The 23,701-nt window shown below is 36.8% G+C and carries 20 protein-coding genes; 7 read left to right on the top strand and 13 right to left on the bottom strand.

Going from position 1 to position 23,701, the window contains the following annotated elements; translation table 11 throughout:
* Positions 1 to 46: 46 nt before the first annotated feature.
* A complete protein-coding gene (locus ACLJX0_RS00435) occupies positions 47 to 760 on the bottom strand; it encodes an SDR family oxidoreductase (RefSeq protein ID WP_410877620.1) in 714 nt (237 codons plus the stop codon).
* 163 nt (positions 761 to 923) lie between these two features.
* Between ACLJX0_RS00435 and ACLJX0_RS00430 the strand changes: the two genes are divergently transcribed.
* Entirely contained in the window at positions 924 to 2,258 is a 1,335-nt protein-coding gene (locus ACLJX0_RS00430; protein WP_410877619.1) for an amidohydrolase family protein, read from the top strand.
* Positions 2,259 to 2,455: 197 nt separating this feature from the next.
* Here the strand turns inward: ACLJX0_RS00430 and ACLJX0_RS00425 are convergent, their stop codons facing one another.
* Positions 2,456 to 3,472, bottom strand: coding sequence for a hypothetical protein (locus ACLJX0_RS00425; RefSeq protein ID WP_410877618.1), 1,017 nt, complete (start codon positions 3,470 to 3,472; stop codon positions 2,456 to 2,458).
* 357 nt (positions 3,473 to 3,829) lie between these two features.
* Here ACLJX0_RS00425 and ACLJX0_RS00420 point away from each other — a divergent pair, with 357 nt between their 5' ends.
* Together ACLJX0_RS00420 and ACLJX0_RS00415 are read left to right on the top strand one after the other, a co-directional pair.
* Positions 3,830 to 4,645 carry a 2,3,4,5-tetrahydropyridine-2,6-dicarboxylate N-succinyltransferase gene (locus tag ACLJX0_RS00420; protein WP_410877617.1) on the top strand — a complete coding sequence of 272 codons (816 nt, stop codon included), beginning with the start codon at positions 3,830 to 3,832 and terminating at the stop codon, positions 4,643 to 4,645.
* A gap of 80 nt (positions 4,646 to 4,725) precedes the next feature.
* On the top strand, positions 4,726 to 6,600 hold the full coding sequence (locus ACLJX0_RS00415; protein ID WP_410877616.1) for an LTA synthase family protein: 1,875 nt from the start codon (positions 4,726 to 4,728) through the stop codon (positions 6,598 to 6,600).
* Positions 6,601 to 6,701: 101 nt separating this feature from the next.
* On the opposite strand, the gene ACLJX0_RS00410 is transcribed toward ACLJX0_RS00415, so the two are convergent.
* On the bottom strand, positions 6,702 to 7,571 hold the full coding sequence (locus ACLJX0_RS00410; RefSeq protein WP_410877615.1) for a hypothetical protein: 870 nt from the start codon (positions 7,569 to 7,571) through the stop codon (positions 6,702 to 6,704).
* A 458-nt stretch (positions 7,572 to 8,029) separates the two neighbouring features.
* Here ACLJX0_RS00410 and ACLJX0_RS00405 point away from each other — a divergent pair, with 458 nt between their 5' ends.
* From ACLJX0_RS00405 to ACLJX0_RS00390, 4 genes are all read left to right on the top strand, one after another.
* On the top strand, positions 8,030 to 8,794 hold the full coding sequence (locus ACLJX0_RS00405) for a glycosyltransferase family 2 protein (RefSeq protein WP_410877614.1): 765 nt from the start codon (positions 8,030 to 8,032) through the stop codon (positions 8,792 to 8,794).
* 49 nt (positions 8,795 to 8,843) lie between these two features.
* The gene (locus tag ACLJX0_RS00400) at positions 8,844 to 10,328 is read left to right on the top strand and encodes a hypothetical protein (RefSeq protein WP_410877613.1); all 1,485 of its coding nucleotides are present in this window, start codon (positions 8,844 to 8,846) and stop codon (positions 10,326 to 10,328) included.
* A gap of 67 nt (positions 10,329 to 10,395) precedes the next feature.
* On the top strand, positions 10,396 to 14,061 hold the full coding sequence (gene purL, locus ACLJX0_RS00395; RefSeq protein WP_410877612.1) for a phosphoribosylformylglycinamidine synthase: 3,666 nt from the start codon (positions 10,396 to 10,398) through the stop codon (positions 14,059 to 14,061).
* Positions 14,062 to 14,233: 172 nt separating this feature from the next.
* Positions 14,234 to 14,458 carry a hypothetical protein gene (locus ACLJX0_RS00390; protein ID WP_410877611.1) on the top strand — a complete coding sequence of 75 codons (225 nt, stop codon included), beginning with the start codon at positions 14,234 to 14,236 and terminating at the stop codon, positions 14,456 to 14,458.
* A gap of 43 nt (positions 14,459 to 14,501) precedes the next feature.
* On the opposite strand, the gene ACLJX0_RS00385 is transcribed toward ACLJX0_RS00390, so the two are convergent.
* The 10 genes from ACLJX0_RS00385 to ACLJX0_RS00340 form a co-directional block, all read right to left on the bottom strand.
* Positions 14,502 to 14,822 (bottom strand): rhodanese-like domain-containing protein, encoded by a 321-nt coding sequence (locus ACLJX0_RS00385; protein ID WP_410877610.1) that lies wholly within the window; start codon positions 14,820 to 14,822, stop codon positions 14,502 to 14,504.
* Positions 14,823 to 14,892: 70 nt separating this feature from the next.
* Entirely contained in the window at positions 14,893 to 15,915 is a 1,023-nt protein-coding gene (locus tag ACLJX0_RS00380) for an SWIM zinc finger domain-containing protein (RefSeq protein ID WP_410877609.1), read from the bottom strand.
* A 127-nt stretch (positions 15,916 to 16,042) separates the two neighbouring features.
* A complete protein-coding gene (locus ACLJX0_RS00375) occupies positions 16,043 to 16,555 on the bottom strand; it encodes a hypothetical protein (protein WP_410877608.1) in 513 nt (170 codons plus the stop codon).
* Between the two features lie 13 nt (positions 16,556 to 16,568).
* Positions 16,569 to 17,450: an ankyrin repeat domain-containing protein gene (locus ACLJX0_RS00370; protein ID WP_410877607.1), complete on the bottom strand. Its 882-nt coding sequence runs from the start codon at positions 17,448 to 17,450 to the stop codon at positions 16,569 to 16,571.
* An 80-nt stretch (positions 17,451 to 17,530) separates the two neighbouring features.
* Positions 17,531 to 18,280 carry a hypothetical protein gene (locus ACLJX0_RS00365; protein WP_410877606.1) on the bottom strand — a complete coding sequence of 250 codons (750 nt, stop codon included), beginning with the start codon at positions 18,278 to 18,280 and terminating at the stop codon, positions 17,531 to 17,533.
* Between the two features lie 32 nt (positions 18,281 to 18,312).
* The gene (locus ACLJX0_RS00360) at positions 18,313 to 18,759 is read right to left on the bottom strand and encodes a hypothetical protein (RefSeq protein ID WP_410877605.1); all 447 of its coding nucleotides are present in this window, start codon (positions 18,757 to 18,759) and stop codon (positions 18,313 to 18,315) included.
* On the bottom strand, positions 18,741 to 19,265 hold the full coding sequence (locus ACLJX0_RS00355; protein WP_410877604.1) for a hypothetical protein: 525 nt from the start codon (positions 19,263 to 19,265) through the stop codon (positions 18,741 to 18,743). The genes ACLJX0_RS00360 and ACLJX0_RS00355 overlap by 19 nt, the downstream gene beginning before the upstream one ends.
* A 133-nt stretch (positions 19,266 to 19,398) precedes the next feature.
* Complete coding sequence (locus ACLJX0_RS00350) at positions 19,399 to 19,560, bottom strand: hypothetical protein (protein WP_410877603.1); 162 nt, start codon at positions 19,558 to 19,560, stop codon at positions 19,399 to 19,401.
* 900 nt (positions 19,561 to 20,460) lie between these two features.
* Complete coding sequence (locus ACLJX0_RS00345; protein ID WP_410877602.1) at positions 20,461 to 20,859, bottom strand: hypothetical protein; 399 nt, start codon at positions 20,857 to 20,859, stop codon at positions 20,461 to 20,463.
* On the bottom strand, positions 20,846 to 23,338 hold the full coding sequence (locus ACLJX0_RS00340) for an RHS repeat-associated core domain-containing protein (RefSeq protein ID WP_410877601.1): 2,493 nt from the start codon (positions 23,336 to 23,338) through the stop codon (positions 20,846 to 20,848). Before ACLJX0_RS00340 ends, ACLJX0_RS00345 begins: the two co-directional genes overlap by 14 nt.
* Between the last annotated feature and the right edge of the window lie 363 nt (positions 23,339 to 23,701).

Genomic DNA, 23,701 nt, shown 5'->3' with positions numbered 1-23,701 from the left:
TTGCACGCATCAACTGATCAACTGAACTGTGAACCGTTAACCACCATCACACATTACAATCTTGCATCGCTGGCATATCAATTTCTTTGACACAAGTGGCATTAGTTGTTGATAAAATAAATCGAATAGCGGCTAACACATCCGTTAAGGGAATCAATGCTCCTTCCGTTTGCTCCAGCACCTCCTCTACGGGTAAAGTATGCGCATACTCTGTGGCCAGGTACCCTAAATTCAGCACACTAATTCCGATACGATGTTCGCGTAAGGTTTCGCGTAGTGCATGTACTATTCCTCTCAATGCAAATTTAGACGCAGAGAAAGCCACCTCTTTCCCCTTGTGATTTTCCAATCCCCAGGTCGATCCAATGAGGATAATTTTGGCATTGTCACTGCCTTTTACGTTCTTCATAAAGGCATGTAAGGCTAGCGCACAAGAGGTAATATTCGTTTGAATGATTTGGATTATTTCTTCTGTAGACGATTGTTCAAAATCGTAGGTAGCTTCGAAGGCTTCTTGTTCCCAAATCCCAACATTGTAAATAATATAATCCAAGGGAGTATCTTGGAGTAGATCTTGGACCGCAGTCACTGCAACCGTAGGTTGGGATAAGTCGGCCTGAATCCACACCAAATTACTCTTGGCATCAAATGGCTTCGATCGGGAAACCCCGAATACTATATCTTGTTCTTGTGGAATGGCTTGTGCAATTGCCCGTCCTAACCCTTTACTACAACCGTATATTAAATATTTTTTAGTCATCTTCTTCTTAATTTACCCACAAAACTAGTGGAGTTTTTAATACATACTCTCTTTTCAGGAAAGAATTAAATTATCCGCAACATATACTTAAAAATTTGATTTTTTATTCATAATTAAACGAAAATAGAATTTAATACCTGTATATTTACTTTAAAAATTTAAGATGATACATTATTTTTTAAAAGTTAGTCTACTTTTAGGTGCTTTTTGTGTTGGGACGTTGAGTGTTGCACAGAACAAATTAGTACTGAAAAACGTAGAAATCTTTAACGGTAAAGACAATCGAACCACCACAGGAGCTATTGTTGTAGAGAAAAATAAAATTGTAAAAATTGTTGAGGGAGATCTTGCATCGACAGATTTAGAAAACGCTCAGGTGATTGATGGCCAAGGGAAGTTTGCGATGCCAGGGATGATTGATGCACATTGGCATTCCTTTTTAGCGGCCAATTCCAATCAGGCGATTATGCTAGGAGACGAGAGTTTCTTATTCATTAATGCAGCCAAAGAATCAGAAAAAACCCTACAACGTGGTTTCACGACAGTTCGAGATTTGGGAGGACACGTCATGGGAATTAAGCAGGCGAATGACTATGGTATCAACAAAGGACCTCGTATTTACCCCAGTGAGGCGATGATTTCCCAGACAGGTGGACATGGAGACGCAAGCTTTCCTTGGTCAGAACCGAGAATGGTAGATCATACTCCGCCTCGTTTCCAAGTTTTAGGAGGTAGTATCATTGCCGATGGCGAACAAGAAGTAACTGTTGCCGCAAGGGAACAATTGAGAAAAGGTGCTTCTCAACTCAAAGTAATGGCTGGCGGTGGTGTTGCGACGATTTACGATCCGTTAGATGCAACACAATATACTACCAAAGAAATCAAAGCGGCTGTTGAGGCTGCGGAGAATTGGGGAACCTATGTAACCGTACATGCCTATACTCCTAAAGCGGTAAGACAAGCTGTGGATGCAGGGGTTAAATGTGTCGATCATGGCCATTTACTCGATGAAGCTACAGTTAAATTATTGGGTGAAAAAGACATTTGGCTCAGTATGCAGCCTTTTGATTTAGATGCTAGCGCCTATACAAACCCAGAGCAAGCAGCGAATAAAAAAGCGGTGGGAATGGGAACAGAAAATGTATACACTTGGGCAAAAAAACACAAGGTAAAACTAGCTTTTGGAACCGATTTAGTAGCTCCACCAAAAAATCCATTGAGACAAAATGAATTAGTCGTGAACCTCAAACAATGGTTTAGCAATTTTGAGATTCTTAAAATGATTACCTATGACAATGCTCAATTATTGAAAATGAGTGGTCCTAGAAATCCCTACCCTGCTGAATTAGGAACCCTTACAGAAGGGGCTTATGCGGATATTCTGTTGTTTGACCAAAGTCCACTAGAGCACATCGAAGTAATTGGAGATCCTAACACTCATTTACTTTTGATTATCAAAGATGGTAAAGTGTATAAGGATAACGTAACAGGGAGATAGTTATGGGAAAAGGGAGATGGGAAATGAGTAGATTTTCTAAATAGAATATTTTGAGTAATAAAAAAAGAACTTCTGATTATTGGAAGTTCTTTTTTTGTTCTTTGCTTTTTTTGTTGGTTGATTTTTTGCGTTTTTGTTGTAATAATCCAAATCAGAAAAATTTTCTCTTCTCTCATCTCCCTTTTCCCATTTCCACCTCATTTGATTCGATTAAAATCCAACGTATAGGCATCCATATTTTTCAATACCTTCATGACTTCTTGAGGAATATAAGGATCAACAGGATAATCCTTACTTTCCCATGCTTTTTCATTCGTTAAGTGGCTGATTTTTTCCTTATCTGCCTGGTTTAGCCCAGTAAAGAATAAGAGTTTCCCCATACCAGCTTCTGAAGCTCCTTTGTACATGCTGTACTCATTGGTATTTTCCTTCTCTTCTGTCTGTTGGACACCAGCCAACCACGGGTCTCTATAACGGGCTAATACGCGGTCATTCAGCAGTAAATCGCCTTGTTTATTCACGTAATTTTCAGGAAAAACAAGCCGTCCAATTTTACTCACTACGGCTTTGCTATACCATTGACTCCCTTTGAATCGCTCTGTTAAATTGGCGTCAATCAGCAAGTATTTATCAGACGATAAATAGGTCGAATAAGCAGCCCCTAATCCCATTGCAGCAGTGGGTCCACTTAAAACAAATCGCCCTTCATCTAAGTATTTCCCCTCGCGATCCGCAATTCGTTCGAGCATCGATAGAAAGGCATAAACGGCATTTTCTTCGAAAGCCTCTTTGGAATCATAGTATCCGTAAGGTTCACCTTGACTGTTCTTTCCGACTTTACTACCCCCAAATCCGATACGATCAATTGCAATCAAGTGGAATTTCTCATTTAATTCCTTATCTAAGAAGTAGGGCAATAGGCTAGTAACGTTATCGCCATTTTGGGGAATCAAAACTAAGTAAGGATTTCTCACACCACCTAGATAATTATAATCGTCGAGATAAACATATCGCTTATTACTTAGATAGCCAATTTTAAAATTGTTCACTACAATTGTATCATAAATAGGCGCTCTTTGTTGGTTGTTTTCAAAAAGCAGTGCTACTTTTTCGGGATTGTATTCTTCGTACATCCAATGGTATTTACACCAGACAAAACCATAACTAAGTAACACTAATGCGCTTATGGTCCAACCTATTTTTTTTATTTGCATTTGTGGTTTTCTATTTCAGTTAATCGCTGTAAAAGTACAAGTTTAAAAGCTAAATTGTCTTTTTTTACCACATATACCTTAAAACAATTGGAGATTTAGTATTAATTGTAGGGCTATTTTTTATCGTTTGTACCCCTTATTTCCACCATTTCCCCTCCTCTTTTCTAAACATTTATACGTATATTTGTAGCTACTTTTATAGTAAAAGTAAGGCTTACGCATGAATACAATCTTCATGTTGTGAGGTCATTACCTTTCGTTATTGAACAAGGCGCAGGTAATAGGAAAACAAAGGATTGACTTGGCGTATCTATTTCGAGCTTTCCACCCTAATTTTAATTTCAAAACAAGCGTATAATGAATCATTTACAACCCTTAATTGAAACTGCATGGCAGGATCGTTCCCTGCTCCAGCAACAAGAAACACAAGACGCCATTCGCGAAGTTATCGAAGCGATTGATCAAGGAAAATTACGTGTTGCAGAACCCGTAGCTGGAGGATGGCAGGTTAATGAATGGGTAAAAAAAGCGGTTGTTTTATATTTTCCCATTCAAAAGATGGAAACCTTTGAAATGGGTATTTTCGAGTATCACGATAAGATGCCCTTAAAGCAAAATTACGCAGCCAAAGGAATTCGCGTAGTTCCCAATGCAGTTGCTCGTCATGGGGCTTACATCTCTTCTGGGGTAATTTTAATGCCTTCCTACGTGAATATTGGTGCCTATGTGGATGAAGGAACAATGGTTGATACGTGGGCTACTGTGGGTTCTTGTGCACAAATAGGCAAACACGTGCACCTATCAGGGGGTGTTGGTATAGGCGGGGTTTTAGAACCACTGCAAGCAGCACCTGTTGTAATTGAGGACCATGCTTTTATAGGGTCTCGTTGTATTGTAGTTGAGGGTGTTCGCGTGGGCAAAGAAGCAGTTTTAGGTGCGAATGTGGTACTGACAGCTTCGACTAAAATCATTGACGTAACAGGAGAAACTCCAGTGGAAATCAAAGGATATGTACCTGAGCGTTCTGTTGTTATTCCTGGTTCCTATACCAAGCAATTTCCAGCGGGTGATTATCAAGTGCCCTGTGCTTTAATTATTGGAAAACGCAAACCTTCTACAGATTTAAAAACCTCGTTAAACGATGCGTTAAGAGAATATAATGTTGCGGTTTAATTCCCGCTATACTCCTCATACAATTACCACAGCTCTTTATCGACTGTGGTAATTTACGTTTAAAATCACATGATTATTTTATGACTCGACTATTTTCTAAAAACATTCAAATCTTTACGTTGCGCTTCTTGCTAATTTTTGCCTTCTATCAATTGTGTAGAGTCGGTTTTTATTGGTATAACGGTCACCTACTAGATTCTTTTAATTCCGAGGTCCTAATCGGAGGTATTCGCTTTGACTTAGCGGCTTTAGGCTTTATCAATTTACTATTTGCTCTTTTGCACCTTTGGCCTGGGAAATTTCAAACGAAAAAAGGTTATCAGACGTTTTTATTCTACAGTTTTTATCTGGTCAATATTTTCATCCTGTGTTTAAACTTTGTGGACTATGAATACTTCCGCTTTATTGGCAGACGCAGTTCCTATGCCTTTATTACTGCTTCGGGTATGGAGCAAGAACTACCAGGACTACTGAAAAACTTTATTGTAGACTACTGGTGGATTCCTCTATTTATGCTGGGTTCTTTTGTACTTTTTTGGCTGATTTACCGAAAAATAGATACCAAAGTATATGATTCTCGTTTTAATTTCCCTCAGGCTCTTGTTGCTGTCTTGGTTGTGGGTATATTACTCATTCTTGGACGTGGTGGTTTTCAGCGCAAACCCATTCGCTTAGTAGATGCTGCGGGATATGGCGGATTAAAAAATACAGCTTTGGTTTTAAATACTCCTTTTTCAGTGCTGAAAACCATGGGAAAAAAGGAAACTTTACCCGATTATAATTTCTACAGTGAAGAAGAATTGGTAAAAATCTTCAATCCTGTACAGGTTTTCAACTACGATTCCATCAACAAAAAGAATGTGATTTTATTGATTCTTGAGAGCTTTGGCCGAGAGAATATGCAGCTAGGGTTAACTCCTTTTATGGATTCTTTGGCTGAGAAAAGTTACTTCTTTGAGCATGGGTTTGCTAATGGAAAGGTATCGATTGATGCGGTTCCTTCTTCTATTTCAAGTATTCCCAGCCTAATGGATCGCACCTATATTACGTCGAGCTATGCCCTCAACGATGTTTACCCCTTACCCAAAATCCTCAATGACAACGGATACCACACTGCTTTTTTTCACGGTGCGTTTAACGGAAGTCAGAATTTCGACCAATATGCCAATGTAGCGGGATTCAAAGAATATTATGGAAAGAACGAATACGAAGGTCCTGAAGCTTTTGATGGTGCTTGGGGAATTTTTGACGAAGAGTTTTTACAATTTTTTGCGCGTAAATTAGATGGTTTTCAAGCCCCATTCTTCTCTACCCTCTTTACGATTTCTTCTCACAATCCCTATACAATTCCAGAAAAATACAAGGGAAAATTTCCTAAAGGAACTGCAGATATACACGAGTCCATCGCCTATGCGGACTATTCGCTTCAACAATTCTTCAAAACAGCAAAAACCAAATCTTGGTACAAGAATACGGTCTTTGTTATTGTAGCAGATCATACCTCTTCAGAACCACAAACAGAACAATGGAAAACAAATGTAGGTAAATTCAGAATTCCCATTTTGTTCTTTGCTCCTGGAGATGAAGAAGCCTTTCCTCCGACTAAAGTGGAACGCAATTTCCAACAAATTGATATTCTACCAAGTTTAATGGATTATTTACAAATTAACACCCAAGTAATTTCCTTTGGAAAATCCTACCAATCGGAACAGGATTTTGCTATTAGCTATTTGAATACAATCTATAATTACGAAGAAGGAGCATATTACCTTGCCTTTGATGGAAATAAGAGTTTAGGGCTTTACAATTGGCACAAGGATCCTGAATTAAAAGACAACCTTTTGACAAAAGAACCAAAGAAATTGGAAGAAATGGAACGCTTTTTAAAAGCCTATATCCAAACCTTTAACGCTCGAGTAAAAAACAATCAATTAACCATTAAGAAAGAACAATAGCAAGTGGAGGTTCTTATAATCTCTTTTCCTTTCAGAAGCTTAACTTTGTTTATTTCAATACAAAAGAAAAGCCAAAATCACTCTTGATTTTGGCTTTTCTATTATTCTTTACTATACTGTGGATACTTGGGAGGAAACATATGCTTTAAGCGCTTTGAAAGACGCTTGTATGTATTGGAATGTTTATAATAGTATGGAATCTTTTCAAAAGGGATATTTTTGACTTCTTCCTTCATTTCTTCTATGGAATAATTACGCATCAACGACTTTTTCATCCATACGGAAATAACTTCATTCCATTGGTCTTTATTAGCCCAATAATGTCCAACCACATGGTCAGAAGGTTTAATAGTTGTAATCTGACTACCTGCTATACCAAAGGCCAATTGCTCTTTTGTAAAATAAGCAATTTGAGCTACACACATCGCATCACAAACCTGTAAAGCTAATTCTATAGTCGCAAAATGTTGGGTTGAAATTCCAATAACTCCAGAATTCCACATACAAGTTTGCTCATCGACTAGTATGTTTGCAAACTTTTTATTTCTTAGGCTACTCCACATCTTCTTTTCCGACTTTGTCTTCAAGGTTGGCAGAGGCCCCTCATTCACATGCATAATATTGAACCCTTGATCTAATTCAGCTTTCAATACATGCAAAGGTTTATAAATAAAAGTGTCCCCGTCGAGGTATAAAATATCCTCATTCGGGTATTCTTTAGCAATATGCTCTAAGGCTTTTATTTTTAATCTCCAAAAGTAACCATAGCCTCCTTTCCATTCTTCTACTCGTTGTGCATCTAAGGGAATGATCGTAATCAAATGTTCAATTTGTTTAAAATAAGAAGGGTTTTCAGCCACAACAATAATTCGATCCGCTTCACTTTTATTAATCAACGCTGTATAAATAGAGAAAAATACTTGTTGGTAATAACTTATGTCTTGACCAAATACAAGATATATAATATTCATGTTCTTATTTTTTGATAAAAATAATTTTATTTTTTTAATAAAACTAAAACAATATCTCCCATTCTTCCCCTTCATGAGATAAAGAAGTGAGTATCTAACTATCTATTCCCCTAAAATAGTATTCTATCTCCTCTTAGAGAAGGAATTAAATCTAGAAATACGCTTTATCAAAATGCTTGTCCTCCTTTGATACGTCCTTGATTTCCTTATAAAAGAGGGACTTTTGCTTTAACCGCCGTATAAAAAACAAGATATATGGTTTATTTTTCACTATTTTCACCCCAACTACCTCCTCAATTGCCTCTTATTTTTCAAAAAAGGTATTTTTAATGCGGTAGATACCTTACTTTTGTATCACCTAGTTTTGAGTTAAGGCTTGTTTTTACCCCACCAACCTAGGTGAAATTTAAAACTATTTTTTCAAAAGACCCTTTCGATCAACTTGAATTAGTACCGTTATGAAGATAGAACTTACGCTTTTAGTCCCGACCAAAAATGAGGAATCTAATATAAAAGATTGCATTCAATCTGCTATAGATCTTGTGGATCATGTTTATGTAGTTGACTCGTATAGCACAGATAATACGGTTCAAATTGCACAAGAACTCGGGGCTCAAATTATATCTCGTAAATTTGACAACTACTCTGACCAAAAAAACTGGGCGATTGATCAGCTTCCTGGCGATTGGATTCTCCTACTTGACGCAGATGAGCAATTAACAGCAGAGCTAAGACAAGAAATTGTTTATTTACTAGAGAGTAATACGTTAGAGGACCACCAAGCCTATTGGGTTTATCGAAATAATATATTTTTTGGCAAAGAGATTCGATACTCGGGTTATCAAGGCGATAAAGTTATTCGCTTATTTAAAAAAGACGTCTGTCGCTATACCAATCGCGTACACGAATCTTTACAAGTGAACGGAACGGTTGGTTTTTTAAAAAACAAACTATACCATAATACCTATCGTGGTTTCGATTTTCACCTAGCAAAATTAAGTAGTTACGCCACCTTACAAGCCGAAGATTACAACAAGAAAACGGGTAAATTAACAGCCTATCACTTTATTTTTAAACCAGGATGGCGTTTTATCAAACACTATTTTATCAAACAAGGTTTCCGAGATGGTATTCCCGGTGTTATTTTATCCTCTCTCAATGCGTATGCTACCTTTTTACGCTATGTAAAGCTCTGGATGTTAAGAAACAACATTCCAAATTAACTGTAAAAACGAGGTATTTTTTTAGTATCTTTACGCTTAAACGTCATTTATGAATACACTTCGGTTTACTCTATTCTTTATCGTCTTATTCAGCGTCATTAGTTGTCGAACCGATATGGATTTTGAGCCTAATACACAACCTTTGCTCCTTTCAACTGACACCGTGTATTTAGATCCCGTTTTTACGGAAACCCAGTCGAGTTCTTACTTGGTTAAAATCTACAACACGAGCAATAAAAATATCAAGATTCCCCAACTAACGTTGGGTAAAGGCGAACAGTCCTATTTCAATTTACTGATTGAAGGCGTATCAGGAAAGCAGTTTTCCAATGTGGAACTTTTAGCAAAAGATAGTCTATATGTTTTCGTTCATACAATGGGCAAAGCAGATCCTCAAGCCAAAGAATTTATTTATACCGATCAGATCCGCCTACTCGGCCCTGCTCAACCTCAACACATTGAACTTATCACGGTGATTAAGGATGCGTATTTTTTACATCCTGGTCGGGCAGAACAACAGGTCTTGCAAACGGTTCAATTGGACAATCAAACCACTGTAGAAGGCTTTTATCTTGGAGACACAAATGTACACGCCAAGAATTCCCTAACCTTGGATAATACCAAGCCTTATGTTGTCTATGGCTATGCCATTATTCCTGAAAACCAAACCTTAACCCTAGAAGCAGGAACTGAAATTTACTTTCACCAAAATTCTGGAATCATTGGTTTACCTGGTAGTGCTATACAAGCAAAAGGTACGATAGAAGAACCGATTCTCTTGCGCAATGATCGTTTAGAATCCGACTATGCTTACACAGCAGGACAATGGTCAGGCATTCGCATGCAAGAACCAGGACCTAGTGTATTGGATTACGTGACTATTACCCAGGCTAAGATTGGTTTATACTTGGACCATGCTTCGGATTTCACCTTGCGTAACACTCAATTATTCAATCATTTATACTCAGCTCTATTTGTGATAAACTCTACGGTTGTTGGACAGAATGTAGTGGCTGCCCAGACCCAAAATGCAACTGTTGTTTTGCGTCAAGGTGGGGACTATTTGTTTCAGCACTGCACTTTTGTCAACTCGGGCCTACGTCCAGACCAAGCCGCTTTACTGCTAATCAATACAACGGAAACTCCTTTGAGACGTCTGACGATTCAGAATAGTCTTTTACATAGCGCTATCGCACAGAGTTTTATACTATCCGATGACGAAAGCGCACCGATTCGCTTTGAATCCACGGCATTCAAAGATACGAGCAAGCGCAGCAGCTCTACTCCCCTATACAATTATGCCGATGCATCAAGGTATAGTCAACCCATTGTTCTAAATACGTCTGCATTAGCTACTATAGATTTTCAAGATCCTAAAAAGAATATATGGACCTATTCTAGTGAGATGACGCACTTAATTGGCAAAGGAGCCCCAGCAATTGCAAACCATATTCCACTAGATATCGCTGGAAAAGACCGCAGAAATGCTGCCGATTTAGGGGCCTATCAACATATTGAAACGACAAAAGAATAATTTTTTAATTGTCTTTTTTTAGTATATTTTTGCATCTTACAACAACAACTAAAATAATCTTATCGCAATGATTTATTTCTTCGAAAACCCTTCGAAAAAGTTCTACGCTGTACAGGTGGAGAACGCTTTATCTATTGAAGATATTCAAAAACTAAACTGGCTTTTTGGCAATGCTAAACACCTGGATCAACAAATAATCGACCGTTCTTTTATTGGACCACGTGCAACGATGATTACGCCTTGGAGTACCAATGCGGTTGAAATCACACAAAACATGGGCATCAATGGAATTGTTCGCATTGAAGAATTTTTCGAAGCAAATGGAGAAGCCTTTGATCCGATGTTGTCTCAAGTATTTGAAACACTTCACCAAGACATTTTCGCGATTCACATTCAACCGGAACCAATCCTATACATTGAGGATATTGCGAAATACAACCAAGAAGAAGGATTAGCGCTAAACGAAGAAGAAATTGCGTATTTAGAAAACTTAGCTCAAAAAATAGGACGTAAACTAACCGATTCAGAAGTATTTGGTTTTTCTCAAGTAAACTCTGAACACTGTCGTCATAAAATATTTAATGGAACTTTCGTCATTGATGGAGAAGAAAAACCGACTTCATTATTCAAATTGATTAAAAAGACTTCCGAAACCCACCCCAATGCTATTGTATCTGCCTATAAAGATAACGTTGCCTTTGTAAAAGGGCCACGCGTGACTCAATTTGCACCTTTATCTGCAGACAAACCTGATTTTTACGCGGAAAAAGAATTTGATTCTGTTATTTCCTTAAAAGCAGAGACACACAACTTCCCGACTACGGTAGAGCCCTTTAATGGAGCAGCTACAGGATCAGGAGGAGAAATTCGCGACCGTTTAGCGGGTGGACAAGGATCTTTACCTTTAGCGGGAACAGCAATTTACATGACTTCGTACTCTCGTTTAGAAGAGAACCGTCCTTGGGAACAAGCGATGGATGAAAGAGCCTGGTTATACCAAACCCCTATTGATATTTTAATCAAAGCTTCGAATGGAGCATCTGATTTTGGAAATAAATTCGGTCAACCGTTAATTACGGGATCTATTTTAACGTTTGAACACGAAGAAGACGCACGCAAACTTGGTTTTGATAAAGTGATTATGCAAGCGGGTGGTATCGGATACGGAAAATTAGATCAAGCCAAAAAACACAAGCCGGAACAAGGAGACCAAGTGGTGATCTTGGGTGGTGAAAACTACCGCATTGGTATGGGAGGAGCTGCGGTTTCTTCTGCCAATACAGGAGCTTTTGGTTCTGGTATTGAGTTAAACGCCATTCAGCGTTCCAATCCAGAGATGCAAAAACGCGCGGCTAATGCGATTCGCGGTTTAGTTGAAGCAGATCACAACCCAATTGTATCGATTCACGATCACGGAGCTGGTGGACACTTGAACTGTTTATCTGAATTAGTAGAAGAAACAGGAGGACACATCAATTTAGATCAATTGCCTATTGGAGATCCAACACTCTCTGCTAAAGAAACCATTGGAAACGAATCGCAAGAACGTATGGGCTTGGTGATTGGTCAAAAAGACATGGATACCTTAGCGCGTATTGCAGAGAGAGAACGTGCACCTATGTATGCGGTTGGAGAGATTACTAATGACCACCGCTTTACGATTGAATCAGCTAAAACTGGTGCAAAACCAATGGATTTCGCAATTGAAGAAATGTTTGGTAGTTCTCCAAAAACCATCATGGATGATCAAACGATTAACCGTGTATACGCTGATTTAGCTTATAGCGTGGAAAAAGTAGACGATTATTTAAACCAAGTTTTACAATTAGAAGCGGTTGCTGCTAAGGATTGGTTAACAAATAAGGTAGACCGTTGTGTGGGAGGTCGTGTGGCTAAACAACAATGTACAGGTCCATTGCAATTACCCTTGAATAACTTAGGGGCTATGGCTCTTGATTTCAAAGGAAAAGAAGGGATTGCAACTACTGTAGGGCATGCACCTGTAGTGGCTTTGGTTAATCCAACAGCTGGAAGTAGAAATGCAATTGCTGAAGCCTTATCGAATATTGTTTGGGCACCCTTAAAAGACCAAATGAAGGGAATTTCCCTTTCTGCCAACTGGATGTGGGCGTGTAATAACCCTGGTGAAGATGCTCGTTTATACGAAGCGGTACAAGCGTGTTCTGATTTCGCTATCGAATTGGGCATCAATATTCCAACTGGAAAAGACTCCCTATCCATGAAACAAAAATACCCGAATGACGAGGTAATTGCTCCTGGTACTGTTATTATTTCTGCGGCTGCAAACTGTACTGATATTACGAAAATCGTAGAACCAACGTTGAAAAAAGGCGCAGGTTCTATTTACTATATCAATTTATCACAAGACAACTTTAAGTTAGGTGGTTCTTCTTTTGCTCAGATTTTAAACAAAATTGGACAGGAAGTACCGACGATTCAAGATGCTGCTTACTTCAAAAAGGCATTTAATGCGGTTCAAACCTTAGTTGAGCAGGGACAAATTGCAGCAGGTCACGATATTGGAAGTGGAGGTTTAATCACCACTTTATTAGAAATGACGTTTGCGGATATAAACTTAGGTGCGAACTATGACTTAACTGCTTTGAATGAAAAAGATACAGTAAAAGTATTGTTCAATGAGAACATCGGTTTAGTCATCCAAGCAAAAGAAGATGCTAGTTTTGAAGCTGCTTTGAACGCACAAGGTGTAGAAGCTACTAAAATTGGTACAGTAACTACAACAGAACAAGTTTCCTTTACCAATGGAGCGGATGCTTTTGCATACAGTGTTCCTGCTATCCGCGATACGTGGTATAAAACTTCGTATTTATTGGATCAAAAACAAACAAAAAACAACAAAGCGACCGATCGTTTTAACAACTATAAAAAACAACCGTTACAATTTGCTTTCCCAGCACAGTTTGACGGTAAGAAACCTGCGCTTGACGCGTCTAAACCTCGTCCAAAAGCAGCGATTATCCGTGAAAAAGGAAGTAACTCAGAACGCGAGGTAGCCAATGCAATGTTCTTAGCAGGATTTGACGTAAAAGACGTTCACATGACGGATTTAATCTCAGGTAGAGAAACCCTAGAAGATATTCAGTTCATTGGTGCAGTTGGAGGTTTCTCGAACTCAGACGTTTTAGGATCAGCTAAAGGATGGGCGGGTGCTTTTATGTACAACGAGAAAGCCAATACAGCCTTGAAAAATTTCTTTGCTCGTCAAGATACTTTATCTGTTGGTATTTGTAATGGTTGTCAATTGTTTATGGAATTAGAATTAATTAATCCAGAACATGCCGTTCACGGAAAAATGTTACACAACGATTCTCAAAAACACGAAAGTAACTTTACTTCTGTGACCATCCAAGAAAACAACTCGATTATGTTATCTTCGTTAGCAGGTAGTACCTTAGGGGTTTGGATCTCACATGGTGAGGGTAAATTCAACTTACCAGAAGCAGAAAGTAACTACCATATTGTAGCGAAATATGCCTATGATAGCTACCCAGCAAATCCAAATGGTTCCGATTACAACACCGCTATGTTATGTGATACAACGGGTCGCCACTTGGTCATGATGCCACATATTGAGCGTTCTTTATTCCAATGGCACTGGGCTAATTACCCAGAAGGACGTCAAGACGAAGTTTCTCCATGGATGGAGGCTTTTGTCAATGCCCGTCAATGGATTGAAGCGAATAGTAAATAATACACGATATCAATACTAAAAAGCCCTCCTTATGAGGGCTTTTTTTATGGTTCTTAACAGTAATTAGCAAGCAATCAAGTGCTTTAATCAAAAAAAAGGCGTAGTTTTAGGGTAATTGTCTGTCTATTCAGACCTATTTATAAACCAAAAAAGTGCACAAAATTGTAGTATTATGAAATTAAGACCTATTCGTACGGAAGAAGATTACCACATGGCTATGATCAAAGTACAACTATTAGAAGGTAGTCAAGCCAACAAAGATACTGTAGATGAACTAGAGGTATTGCAAATTCTAATAGAAAAATATGAGCGAGACAACGCTCCCATGGGGATGCCAGATCCCATTGACAGTATCAAAATTTACAACCAATATTTCTCCGATGAGAAAGAGGAATAATAAAAACCCCAACAGGAAGTAGTTTCCTGTTGGGGTTTTTATTTTATTTTTTCAATTGTTTGCGTACGGTGTGAACCCCTCCTCCATTATAAATCCGTTCATACCCCAACTGTTCTAGTATTCTTCTAGCTTGTTGACTTCGCCAGCCACTTCTGCAGAAGACGATGATGGGCGTTTGCTTGCTATATCTACCACATTTGCTCACCAATTGATCTAGGGGTATATTTACTGCTTTAGGCACACTACCGTTGGCGTATTCGCCTGGAGTGCGTACGTCAAGGAGGATGGCTCCTTCTTGCATTAACGCTGTTAAAGAGGGTTTGTTTTCAAATGAACCGAAAAGGCGTTTGAACCACTGTATCATTTTATTCTATTTTGTAAGCGAAGATAAACTCCCTCTTGCAATCCTACAGTAACTAAGGTTACAGTTTTTGCTATTCGTAAGCGCTCACTTTAAAAAAAGAATATAGTTCGTCATAGCAATCGTGCGTTAACGTGACATCGCGAACAAAACTCACAAAATCCATTTTAAAATCGTAACGGGTATGGGATGTTTTGAGTATATAATCTGATAAAGTCTGAGCAAAGACTTGCTGTTGAACGGTATTTGCATGGTCATAACTAGCCTTAAGCAATACACAATCAATGGTTTTTGTCGCACTATCATCTAAAAATATTCCTTTCATTATTTGTTGTAATTGGACTTGCCAACGCTGTTGGTTCTGCATATTGTTCAAGGTCAAGGCAAACCAAGTGCTATATTCTTGATAGAAATCGGCAAATTTCTTACTGTGATGAGAAATACGCTTATCAAAGGCTTGCATTTCCATCATAATCTTCGAAAAGAGTTGGTAAGCAATGGGTTTATCAATATTGACCGTGATAAAATCATTAACCGGTTCAAAGGCAATCGCCAGCGTATCTAGTATTTTCTTAATCTTAACCCCTTCTAGGGTTTTGCGTTTCCCTGCCACCGCCTTGAAGGTTTGTTGGAGGATATCTGCGACGTATTCGGGAGTATAATCAATTTTCTCTTGGGAAAAAGTAACGACAAACTGTTGCTCTAAGGCTTTATTTTTTTTAAACACTTCAGTTAGCCATTGGACGATTGTTTCTTTGCTCTGTTCGTCTAGCAATGCCCCGCTAATGGATTGTTTGGCCTTGGTTCTTCTTTTTTTAACTTCTTGAGTAGGAGCTACTTTGCTTCCTTTTTGGGTGAGTTGTACCAATACCGCTGCTTGATGTGTACAGTATGCAGTAGTTTGTTCACAATCACAGGTCATCTGTACTACATTTTCTTCCTTTATCTGAATATGGACATCATAGGTTTCTTCTCCTTCATCGACAAATGCTACAAAATGCCCTGGCTCTTCTTCATCTAGTTCGCGCACTTGCAAGGCTTTTATTTGGGATTTCTCTTTGGTTGTCAGTTTTTTTAGTAGTTTTTGTATGTTCATTTTTTGATGCAGGTTTGATGAGATTTAGCGTAAAGCAAAGCTACAAGATATATACATTTGATTTCTCATTTTTTAAACGAATCGTTTGCAGTTTGCTCTTTTACTATATAGTTATGAATTACACTACTTAAACACTACTTTCTATGGCATATATTTTTTTTGTTCTTGCATCCAAGATAAACATTTGAACTACTTCAGGACGCTCTAGGGAAGGTACATAGTAAAAAGAATAGTACACCCATTGCTTGGTTACAAGTTCGCGTAACTCCTTTATCTTCTTTGCTATTTTTTCATTTCCATCTTCATAACTTAAACACAATAGGAACAGTTCCTCTAAGCTTTCACTTGGCGGTCCTTGCATCCAATTTACTTTTTGCCATCGGTTTGAGTTGGTTGTATTTTTACTGGGTAAAATTTTAGCTGTTGGATACAAAAAATCCGCAACAACCTCTGGAGAGACACTGTATTCTTCCCATGCAAATCCCTCCCCAAATCCTCCAAACTGCTTATAGGTATCTAGTACCTTTACTTCTGTTTCCTTTGTATTCAAAATACCCAGAATATCCGCTTGAAAAACGTTTTTTTGACAAGACATACACAGGAGTAATCCAAGGCCATAGATCCCAATTTTATAGCTCATTTTCACGTAAATACTAATATTTTTTTATATAATCTTTCCAATCCAATGGGTATTCTCGTTGTATTTCCTTTAAAATGTAATCCGGGATAGGTTCATTTTCATAGGATAGTTTTCTTGTTTTTAAAAAGAGGATTATTTTCTTTTTTGTTGTATGTTCCTTTGAATCTAGCTCAAACCTACATTTTCTTAAGTCTTCTAAGATATATACCTTTTTATTATTTACCGTTGTATAAAGAACGGAAGTATAATCTGCTCCATTTTCCAACAAATAGAGTACGATCTCCATTCTTTTTAAAAGTAATGCTTCTGCCAATGGTAAACGCGTAAAACCTTCATCATCATCCCTAGCATAATTTACATTTGCTCCTGCCTCCACTAATAACCTAACTTTTTCTAATCCATCACAAGATAAACTCGAAATAGCTGCATTTAACGGCGTACTTCTAACGCTGTTTTTGCCTGTACTATAAGCGTTTTCTACTGCATTTGGATTTCCTTTATACGCTAAAAGTAATCGTAGATAACGAATATCTTTGTTTTCTGCAGCATCTATCATTGCACTTTCACCTTTATAGGTATCGCCAAGATTTGGGTCTGCTCCTAATGCTAAGAGTGTTTTTGTACTTCGGTATTTAGCATTATAAATAGCCAACATCAATAAGGTTCCTCCATATTTTGGTTCTCGAAAATTAGGATCAACGGCCTGTTTTGTGACCTCTTCCTCTATAGCATCAACCTCTTCATCTTGCACTGCTTTGGCTAATTCCCAAGCAGGAGTATGTTGAAATAATCTAAAATCTCTTGCTAACAATTCTTGTTTATCCACTATATTTTCTCGATTATGACATCCCACAAATACAAGAACTAAACAAAAAACAAACACTATTTTTTTCATCTCTTTCTTTATTATTACAATGTCCGTTTTCTTTCCTTGTACTAGATCAAACTTTTTCAATACTCACGCTTACCTATCGTTCACTTTTCGAAACCATATCGACCTAGAATTCTATAATATTTAGGTCCCCACCCCTTTTTCACACTGTACCCCTCCTTCGTTAAGGAATCTACTTCTTCTGGATCAATAATTCCGCCAAAATCACGGGTTTTATAGATTGCTAAGAGATCAAATTCATACTTTTCGTTAACCTTCAACTCTTCCCATTTTCTTTTTCCTTTATTAACTCGAACCAAAACTTTTGTGTTTTTTGAAAGTAGCGAAAGCGTATCTCCTTCACTTCGTCCCTGAATGAGATAATATCCTTTTCTTTTGTTGATATCCATTACTTCTATCTCCATCTGATGAAACTGGTACGCATAAGAAAAAAGTTCTTTTTTACGCCCAAATGAAGGGCTTGAACCATCACGGGATATCTTCTTGGTTTCTTTGTGATCTACATCCGCTCTATTTTTTACTTTGACTTCCTTATCTATTTCATCCCAATATAAACGATGTTTATTTTTACGGTACCATCTTTTCCAATCTTTTATATTTCGCTTGGTCAAATAGTAATCTATAGTAATGGAAAATTCATGGTCCACTTCAATACCTGTCAACCGAACCATTTTCGTGATTTCATCTTCCTCTAGAGAGCTCTTACCCTTGTAATAATGGACTATTCGCTCATAGCGCTGTTCAAAATCAAGACAGGCTTTTTGATCTACTCTTTTGCTCGAGGTACAGCTGAATAAAACAACTACCGTACAAAGTACAACCCACTGTTTCATACTTACTTTTCATTTACGACTTTGTATTTCTTTCATTCCCTTGCTCTTTCGTTCACGCTTTCTACCTTACAGTATCTATATTGTTCATCAAAAACAAAGGTAGAGGGAATCCACTTCCCTGCATTCCATTCACTTCGCTCGATATGAATCAGACAGGTGTCTACGTTCTTCATTTTATATAAAGCTTGTTCGAAAGACGTAGAAGGAGTATCCATACTATTTGTTTCGTGTATCATCAAAAAACCATCTTCCTGCTTATACGTTCCATAATAGGTCGTATCCATTTCACAGCTATAAAACACATACGTATGATCAAGTTTGAAATAGTATGTATTGATGCAATCTTTTTCTATTTCACATTGCCATTTTGTTTCTGCTAGATTCAGCTTCTCTTTTTGCGCAAAACTAAGCAATGAATAAAAACCAACAACGAGTACTATGCTGTTCTTTTTGACTTGTTTTAGAAATAACTCCTCCATTCTGCTTCTTTTTCTTCGTAATATAAAGGGTTAACTTTTTTATCATCTTCCAGCCAATAGATGAGTTTTAGCGGTGCATTAAAATAGAAAATATGTAAGATACTGTCTCGTATCATCACTGGTTCTGTGCTACCTAAAGGTTTTTCATACAAAAACGTTTGTTCTTCAATTAACAGGGGACTATTGTTTTTCAAGTAACAATCCAGGTGTTTTCTCCCCATTTCCCCATAGTACTTTATTTCTTTTTTTACTGTATCCTTTCCGTTATAATAGGATTTCGTTCGGCCTCCTTCTGCTGTATCAAAGTGATCATATTCGAGCATTTGCATACGCTCTTTTACTGATTCGATATATTGTTTATATCGCTCTATCCCTTTCTTTTCGGCAAGCGTATCTATTGTTTCTCTTGCTGTAAATCGATAGGCTTCTACTAGTTCTTTTCCTTTTCCGCATCCTATCGGAAGAAAAACCACCAGCAGTAAAAAAGGCAGTAAACTATGTTTCATTATGTCTCCTTTTAGAACGAGCCTTCTTCTTTCATTGGGAAGGCACGTCATCTTTACTTCAGTGAAAGATACTATTATTTCTAAAAAAATTAACATTTATTTTTGACACTTTACTGCTTATAGTCTTTCGTTCCTACAGCCCTTCACTGATGTCTTTTTTTTCTATTTTTACATTGAGAATTTTACTATTTATTTCAGTTAAATCAAAGTACGCTTCTTGGTAGCTTTCTTCTCCTAATAAATTAGTTAGAAAAACTAAATTTTCTTTATCATAATCTATTAATTCAGCTATCAAGTCTAAGTAGTGTTTCTTTCTTGTTATTCTATACAAAGTAAGGCTTGCTACAATTTGTTCTGATTGAAAATAATTCTTTGAATTTACAACTTTAGTAAATGAACTAACAATATCTTCTATATAATAATATTTGATATTATTTGAGACATAAACAATAGCTGCTAATACTAAATAATTCTCATCAGAAGCGTACCTATTGATTAGCGCTAAAACTTCTTTATATCTAAGATTTAAAGATAAATCATTCGCAAAATAGATTAAATCTGAAACATATTCAGTATTGAACGATCCAATTGCTATGTTGTAAAAATAAATGCATACAATCTTTTTATTTTCATTTGACTGTTTTCTTCTTTGTAGTAGCAGTCTTTGTCTTCAAAGCAAAAAAGTAGTCTTTGTAAAAACACTATTGTTTATCCTCAATGTCGTAGCCTTCGACTCACTGCGTTCCTCTTTACTACTCCACCGACGATAAAATAGTTTACTGTGGACAGTTTACAGCGAACAGTTTTAATTCTCTTTTATTGTAAATAGTTATCCAAAACCCAACTACTTTTTAGTTTACGGTGGACAGTTTACAGCGAACAGTTTTACTTCTCTTTTAATCGAATAATCTTCCGTAAACCGTTAACAGTAAACTGTCAACTAATTTCACTGTTGCTTTTTTGTAGTCTTAGGCTGTACTTTACCTTTTGAAACACTTTACCATTGTCGTTGTATAGTCGAAACCTTTTTTAATAGTGTAACGGTGGTAGGGTGTTTTATTTAGTTTACGGTGGACGGTTTACTGCTTACAGTTTTAATTCCCTTTGTATCGAATAATCTTCCGTAAACCGTTAACAGTAAACTGTCAACTAAAAAACAAACCCCAACGATCCGTTTGGGAAGGTTGGGGTGGTGTTATTTGAATTTGGTAAGCTTTATTTTAACACCATCTTCTTTATACTTCATATATTCTTCTTTCCAATTAATCATATAATCTTTTGGCAACCATTTTGTAATAAGAGTTAAACTTCCATCATCTTCCTTTTTTAAATAAAAATGAATCACCATATCATTATTAATTACACTTATTTTATTCTGTTTATAGAAAAAACCATACTTACAATCTTCTTCTCCATTTTTTAAAACCAAACTATCTTTTTTTAAAGTAACTACTGTTTCTTTCTCTATTAAGCATTCATTAAATAGTAAATAATCTTTAATATCTACATAATCAACTTTATAAATTTGGTTATGAGTTCCACATGAACTCACAACAAATAATATTATAAGTCCAATAATTCTATAATTTTCCATTATCATACTTAGCTTTTGATACTCTTAATAAATCTTTTAATCCACTTTTGCTACTATCAGAATTTAATTTATCTCTATTCGCATTTCTAAAATTACCATTTTCTAAATAACGATACCTACTAAACATTTGAGATTGTTGTTCGTCTGTTTTAGTCTTATTTTGAGAAACAGTTTCTGACATAAAAGTTGATCCTTTGTGATCTAATCCCATTAAGTGTCCAAACTCATGTTCTTCTACAGTATTAAATCCATTCAAATAACTACTTTTTAATAGAGTTACATTCCCATCCATTTCGGCTATACCTGCTTTATTAGAGATTATTCCTCCGCTATTGGTTGGTGTGAAAGAATCAACAATTCCAATAACATGATCATTATCTCCTATATCAGATACTTTATTAGCTATAGACAAATCCATTTGTACATTAACGTTTATTTTCACCCCATCATTTGCTGTAAAACCGCCACTCAAAGATTTCTCTAAATTCGATTTAATTTTATTAGAATATGACGGTAAATGCACATTTCCTGATGCAGTCAAATCAATTATTTTTCCCGTTATAACAACATTCATTGTTTGACTACCATCTTTACCTTTTATATTAGTTATTTTAATACTTTCAGGTGCTCTTCCATCAGGATCTGTGTAATTAATTGGATTATTTAAAGTATATACATAAGGATTATAATTTGGCATTTTCTCCGCCAACGGGTCCACACTTAAAAATATACTCATCGTCGGATCGTAATAACGCGCACCATAGTAATAGTAACCCGTTTGCGGATCTATTTCTTTACCGTTAAACTTATACACATTGTCATAATTACTATTGTTGTGTTCCACCATCAGTTCTCCGAATGGTAGGTAACCATAGTAATGCGTTGGTATTCCATTGATGTCGGTAAGGTAAGAAGAACTTCCCAAGTGGTCGCTATGGTACCACCAAATTTTCCCTGGACGATACGGAAGTTCTGGGATAACAGGTGGATCTGGAACAACTGGATCAATTTCTGAGTCAGCACTTCCTTCATCTGGTGTCGGTGGTTCAGGTAACACAACTGGAGGAGTAGGTCGTACTGGTGGTCGAATTATAACCTTAATCAAGTCACAATAATCAATGCTTCCTGTTATTTCTGCTGCTGCTATTGCTTCTAAATAGTATTTTTCAAAAGACTCCGCACACGCTCTACCATACATTTCAAGACAATCCTGATAAGCAGATAGAAATTCTTTGTAACAATCTTCAATCACTTCTACGTCAAAACAATCACTGTGTTCTTCCATGTATTTAACAGCTTCACACATCCCCATTCCACTTTTTTGAACATAATCTAATAGCATTCCCAAACAATCATAACGTCTATGTTCTTCTAAAAAATTAATCCAACCCCTATATTCTTCCAAACACTCCTGTTTTAAACAACCCTTTTCATACAAAATGTCTATAATTTCACAAGATAGAACCCCATTTTTTTCTAACTCCTGAATTAATTTTAAACATTCTTCATTTTTTTGTTTCTCAAAATCGTATTTAATAGCCTCTAAATCTTTGTCGCAATTTCGATAACAACCAATCTTCTCTAATTCAAAAAGAATTTCACAAGGAGTTAAATCTGAATTTTTCAACTTATCTAATTGCTTTATACATTCTCTATTTCGCTCTCGTTCATACTTTTCTATCAAATAATACAACGTTCTTTGACATTGCTCATCTGGATTTGCTCTATCAAAGAATTGTGGTGCATCGTAGTTTACATTGGCGAATAATCCTCTTACATTTCGTTCAAATTGTGTTCGATACGCACTATCACCTCTATCAAACCTAATTCCTGCCCCTATTGCACTAGCTATCTTCTCACTGCCTGAATAATAGTGCTTGGTAAAATTACCCGATTGCTCTATGGTGATGTATTGATTTGGATATAAAATATAACTATCCACAACAGAAAGATTAGCATTAAAAGCACCGTTCACAGCAAAACTTTGACTTTCACCTAAACTTTTTATCACTCGATTTCCGGTATAATCATAATCATAATAGGATACTTGGTTGCCTACAATAACAGCTTGTAATTGATCTTTAGCATCCCAATATAAGTTTCTTTCCTCTCTCACTTGATTCTCATTTCCAAAGATTTTTCTGCTCTTGATCAAATTTCCATTCGCATCATAGCGTAGATCCTGTCTACCTACAAGATTTTCACTTCCAAAATTTTGGTAGAAAATGGATTCAATTTGATGTGTAGCCGTATTGTATCGATAAAGAGCATCATACTGATTATCTGTATTTTGAGAATCAGTTGTATACACATTAAATACATTGTGTTCTTGATTTTTAGAAACAATTCCATGGGTGTTATTATAGTTCATTTCTACATTAGATCGATGAATCTCTCGCTTTCCTTCCCAATAAACAGAAGCCGATTTCAAACGATTAAACCCATCATAATTATATTTGTTCCCAGATAATCCTCCCACATCGAATGAAGTATGCAATGAATCCGATGGCGCGGATTTGCAATCCGTGCCTTTATCTATCCCATAAACAATACCTCAACTTCAATCTCATCACGATTAAAAATCCGCACAATCATCTTATCAAAAGGAATAATGTTTACTATTTATTCAATATCTGTCCCTGTATGCTTGATAAATCTAAAATACTATTCAATAACACAGACTTAACTTCGTTCAGTTCAGCCAAAGCATCGGGGGTAATCTAACGCACGGATTGCAAATCCGCGCGATCGGGGTTTGCAATCCGTCCCTTTATCTATCCCATAAACAATACCTCAACTTCAATCTCATCACGATTAAAAATCCGCACAATCATCTTATCAA

Origin of the sequence: Myroides sp. DW712 (assembly GCF_046557355.1) — a bacterium.
In the GTDB taxonomy this organism is placed as follows: Bacteria; Bacteroidota; Bacteroidia; order Flavobacteriales; family Flavobacteriaceae; genus Flavobacterium.
This window is presented reverse-complemented; position numbering and strand designations above follow the sequence as displayed.

Coding starts and splice junctions, on each gene's coding strand:
- ACLJX0_RS00360 (WP_410877605.1), bottom strand. CDS start 18,759: ATGGAGGAGTTATTTCTAAAACAAGTCAAAAAGAACAGCATAGTACTC.
- purL (WP_410877612.1), top strand. CDS start 10,396: ATGATTTATTTCTTCGAAAACCCTTCGAAAAAGTTCTACGCTGTACAG.
- ACLJX0_RS00435 (WP_410877620.1), bottom strand. CDS start 760: ATGACTAAAAAATATTTAATATACGGTTGTAGTAAAGGGTTAGGACGG.
- ACLJX0_RS00425 (WP_410877618.1), bottom strand. CDS start 3,472: ATGCAAATAAAAAAAATAGGTTGGACCATAAGCGCATTAGTGTTACTT.
- ACLJX0_RS00405 (WP_410877614.1), top strand. CDS start 8,030: ATGAAGATAGAACTTACGCTTTTAGTCCCGACCAAAAATGAGGAATCT.
- ACLJX0_RS00385 (WP_410877610.1), bottom strand. CDS start 14,822: ATGATACAGTGGTTCAAACGCCTTTTCGGTTCATTTGAAAACAAACCC.
- ACLJX0_RS00410 (WP_410877615.1), bottom strand. CDS start 7,571: ATGAATATTATATATCTTGTATTTGGTCAAGACATAAGTTATTACCAA.
- ACLJX0_RS00365 (WP_410877606.1), bottom strand. CDS start 18,280: ATGAAACAGTGGGTTGTACTTTGTACGGTAGTTGTTTTATTCAGCTGT.
- ACLJX0_RS00420 (WP_410877617.1), top strand. CDS start 3,830: ATGAATCATTTACAACCCTTAATTGAAACTGCATGGCAGGATCGTTCC.
- ACLJX0_RS00415 (WP_410877616.1), top strand. CDS start 4,726: ATGACTCGACTATTTTCTAAAAACATTCAAATCTTTACGTTGCGCTTC.
- ACLJX0_RS00355 (WP_410877604.1), bottom strand. CDS start 19,265: ATGAAACATAGTTTACTGCCTTTTTTACTGCTGGTGGTTTTTCTTCCG.
- ACLJX0_RS00430 (WP_410877619.1), top strand. CDS start 924: ATGATACATTATTTTTTAAAAGTTAGTCTACTTTTAGGTGCTTTTTGT.
- ACLJX0_RS00345 (WP_410877602.1), bottom strand. CDS start 20,859: ATGGAAAATTATAGAATTATTGGACTTATAATATTATTTGTTGTGAGT.
- ACLJX0_RS00400 (WP_410877613.1), top strand. CDS start 8,844: ATGAATACACTTCGGTTTACTCTATTCTTTATCGTCTTATTCAGCGTC.
- ACLJX0_RS00375 (WP_410877608.1), bottom strand. CDS start 16,555: ATGAGCTATAAAATTGGGATCTATGGCCTTGGATTACTCCTGTGTATG.
- ACLJX0_RS00380 (WP_410877609.1), bottom strand. CDS start 15,915: ATGAACATACAAAAACTACTAAAAAAACTGACAACCAAAGAGAAATCC.
- ACLJX0_RS00370 (WP_410877607.1), bottom strand. CDS start 17,450: ATGAAAAAAATAGTGTTTGTTTTTTGTTTAGTTCTTGTATTTGTGGGA.
- ACLJX0_RS00390 (WP_410877611.1), top strand. CDS start 14,234: ATGAAATTAAGACCTATTCGTACGGAAGAAGATTACCACATGGCTATG.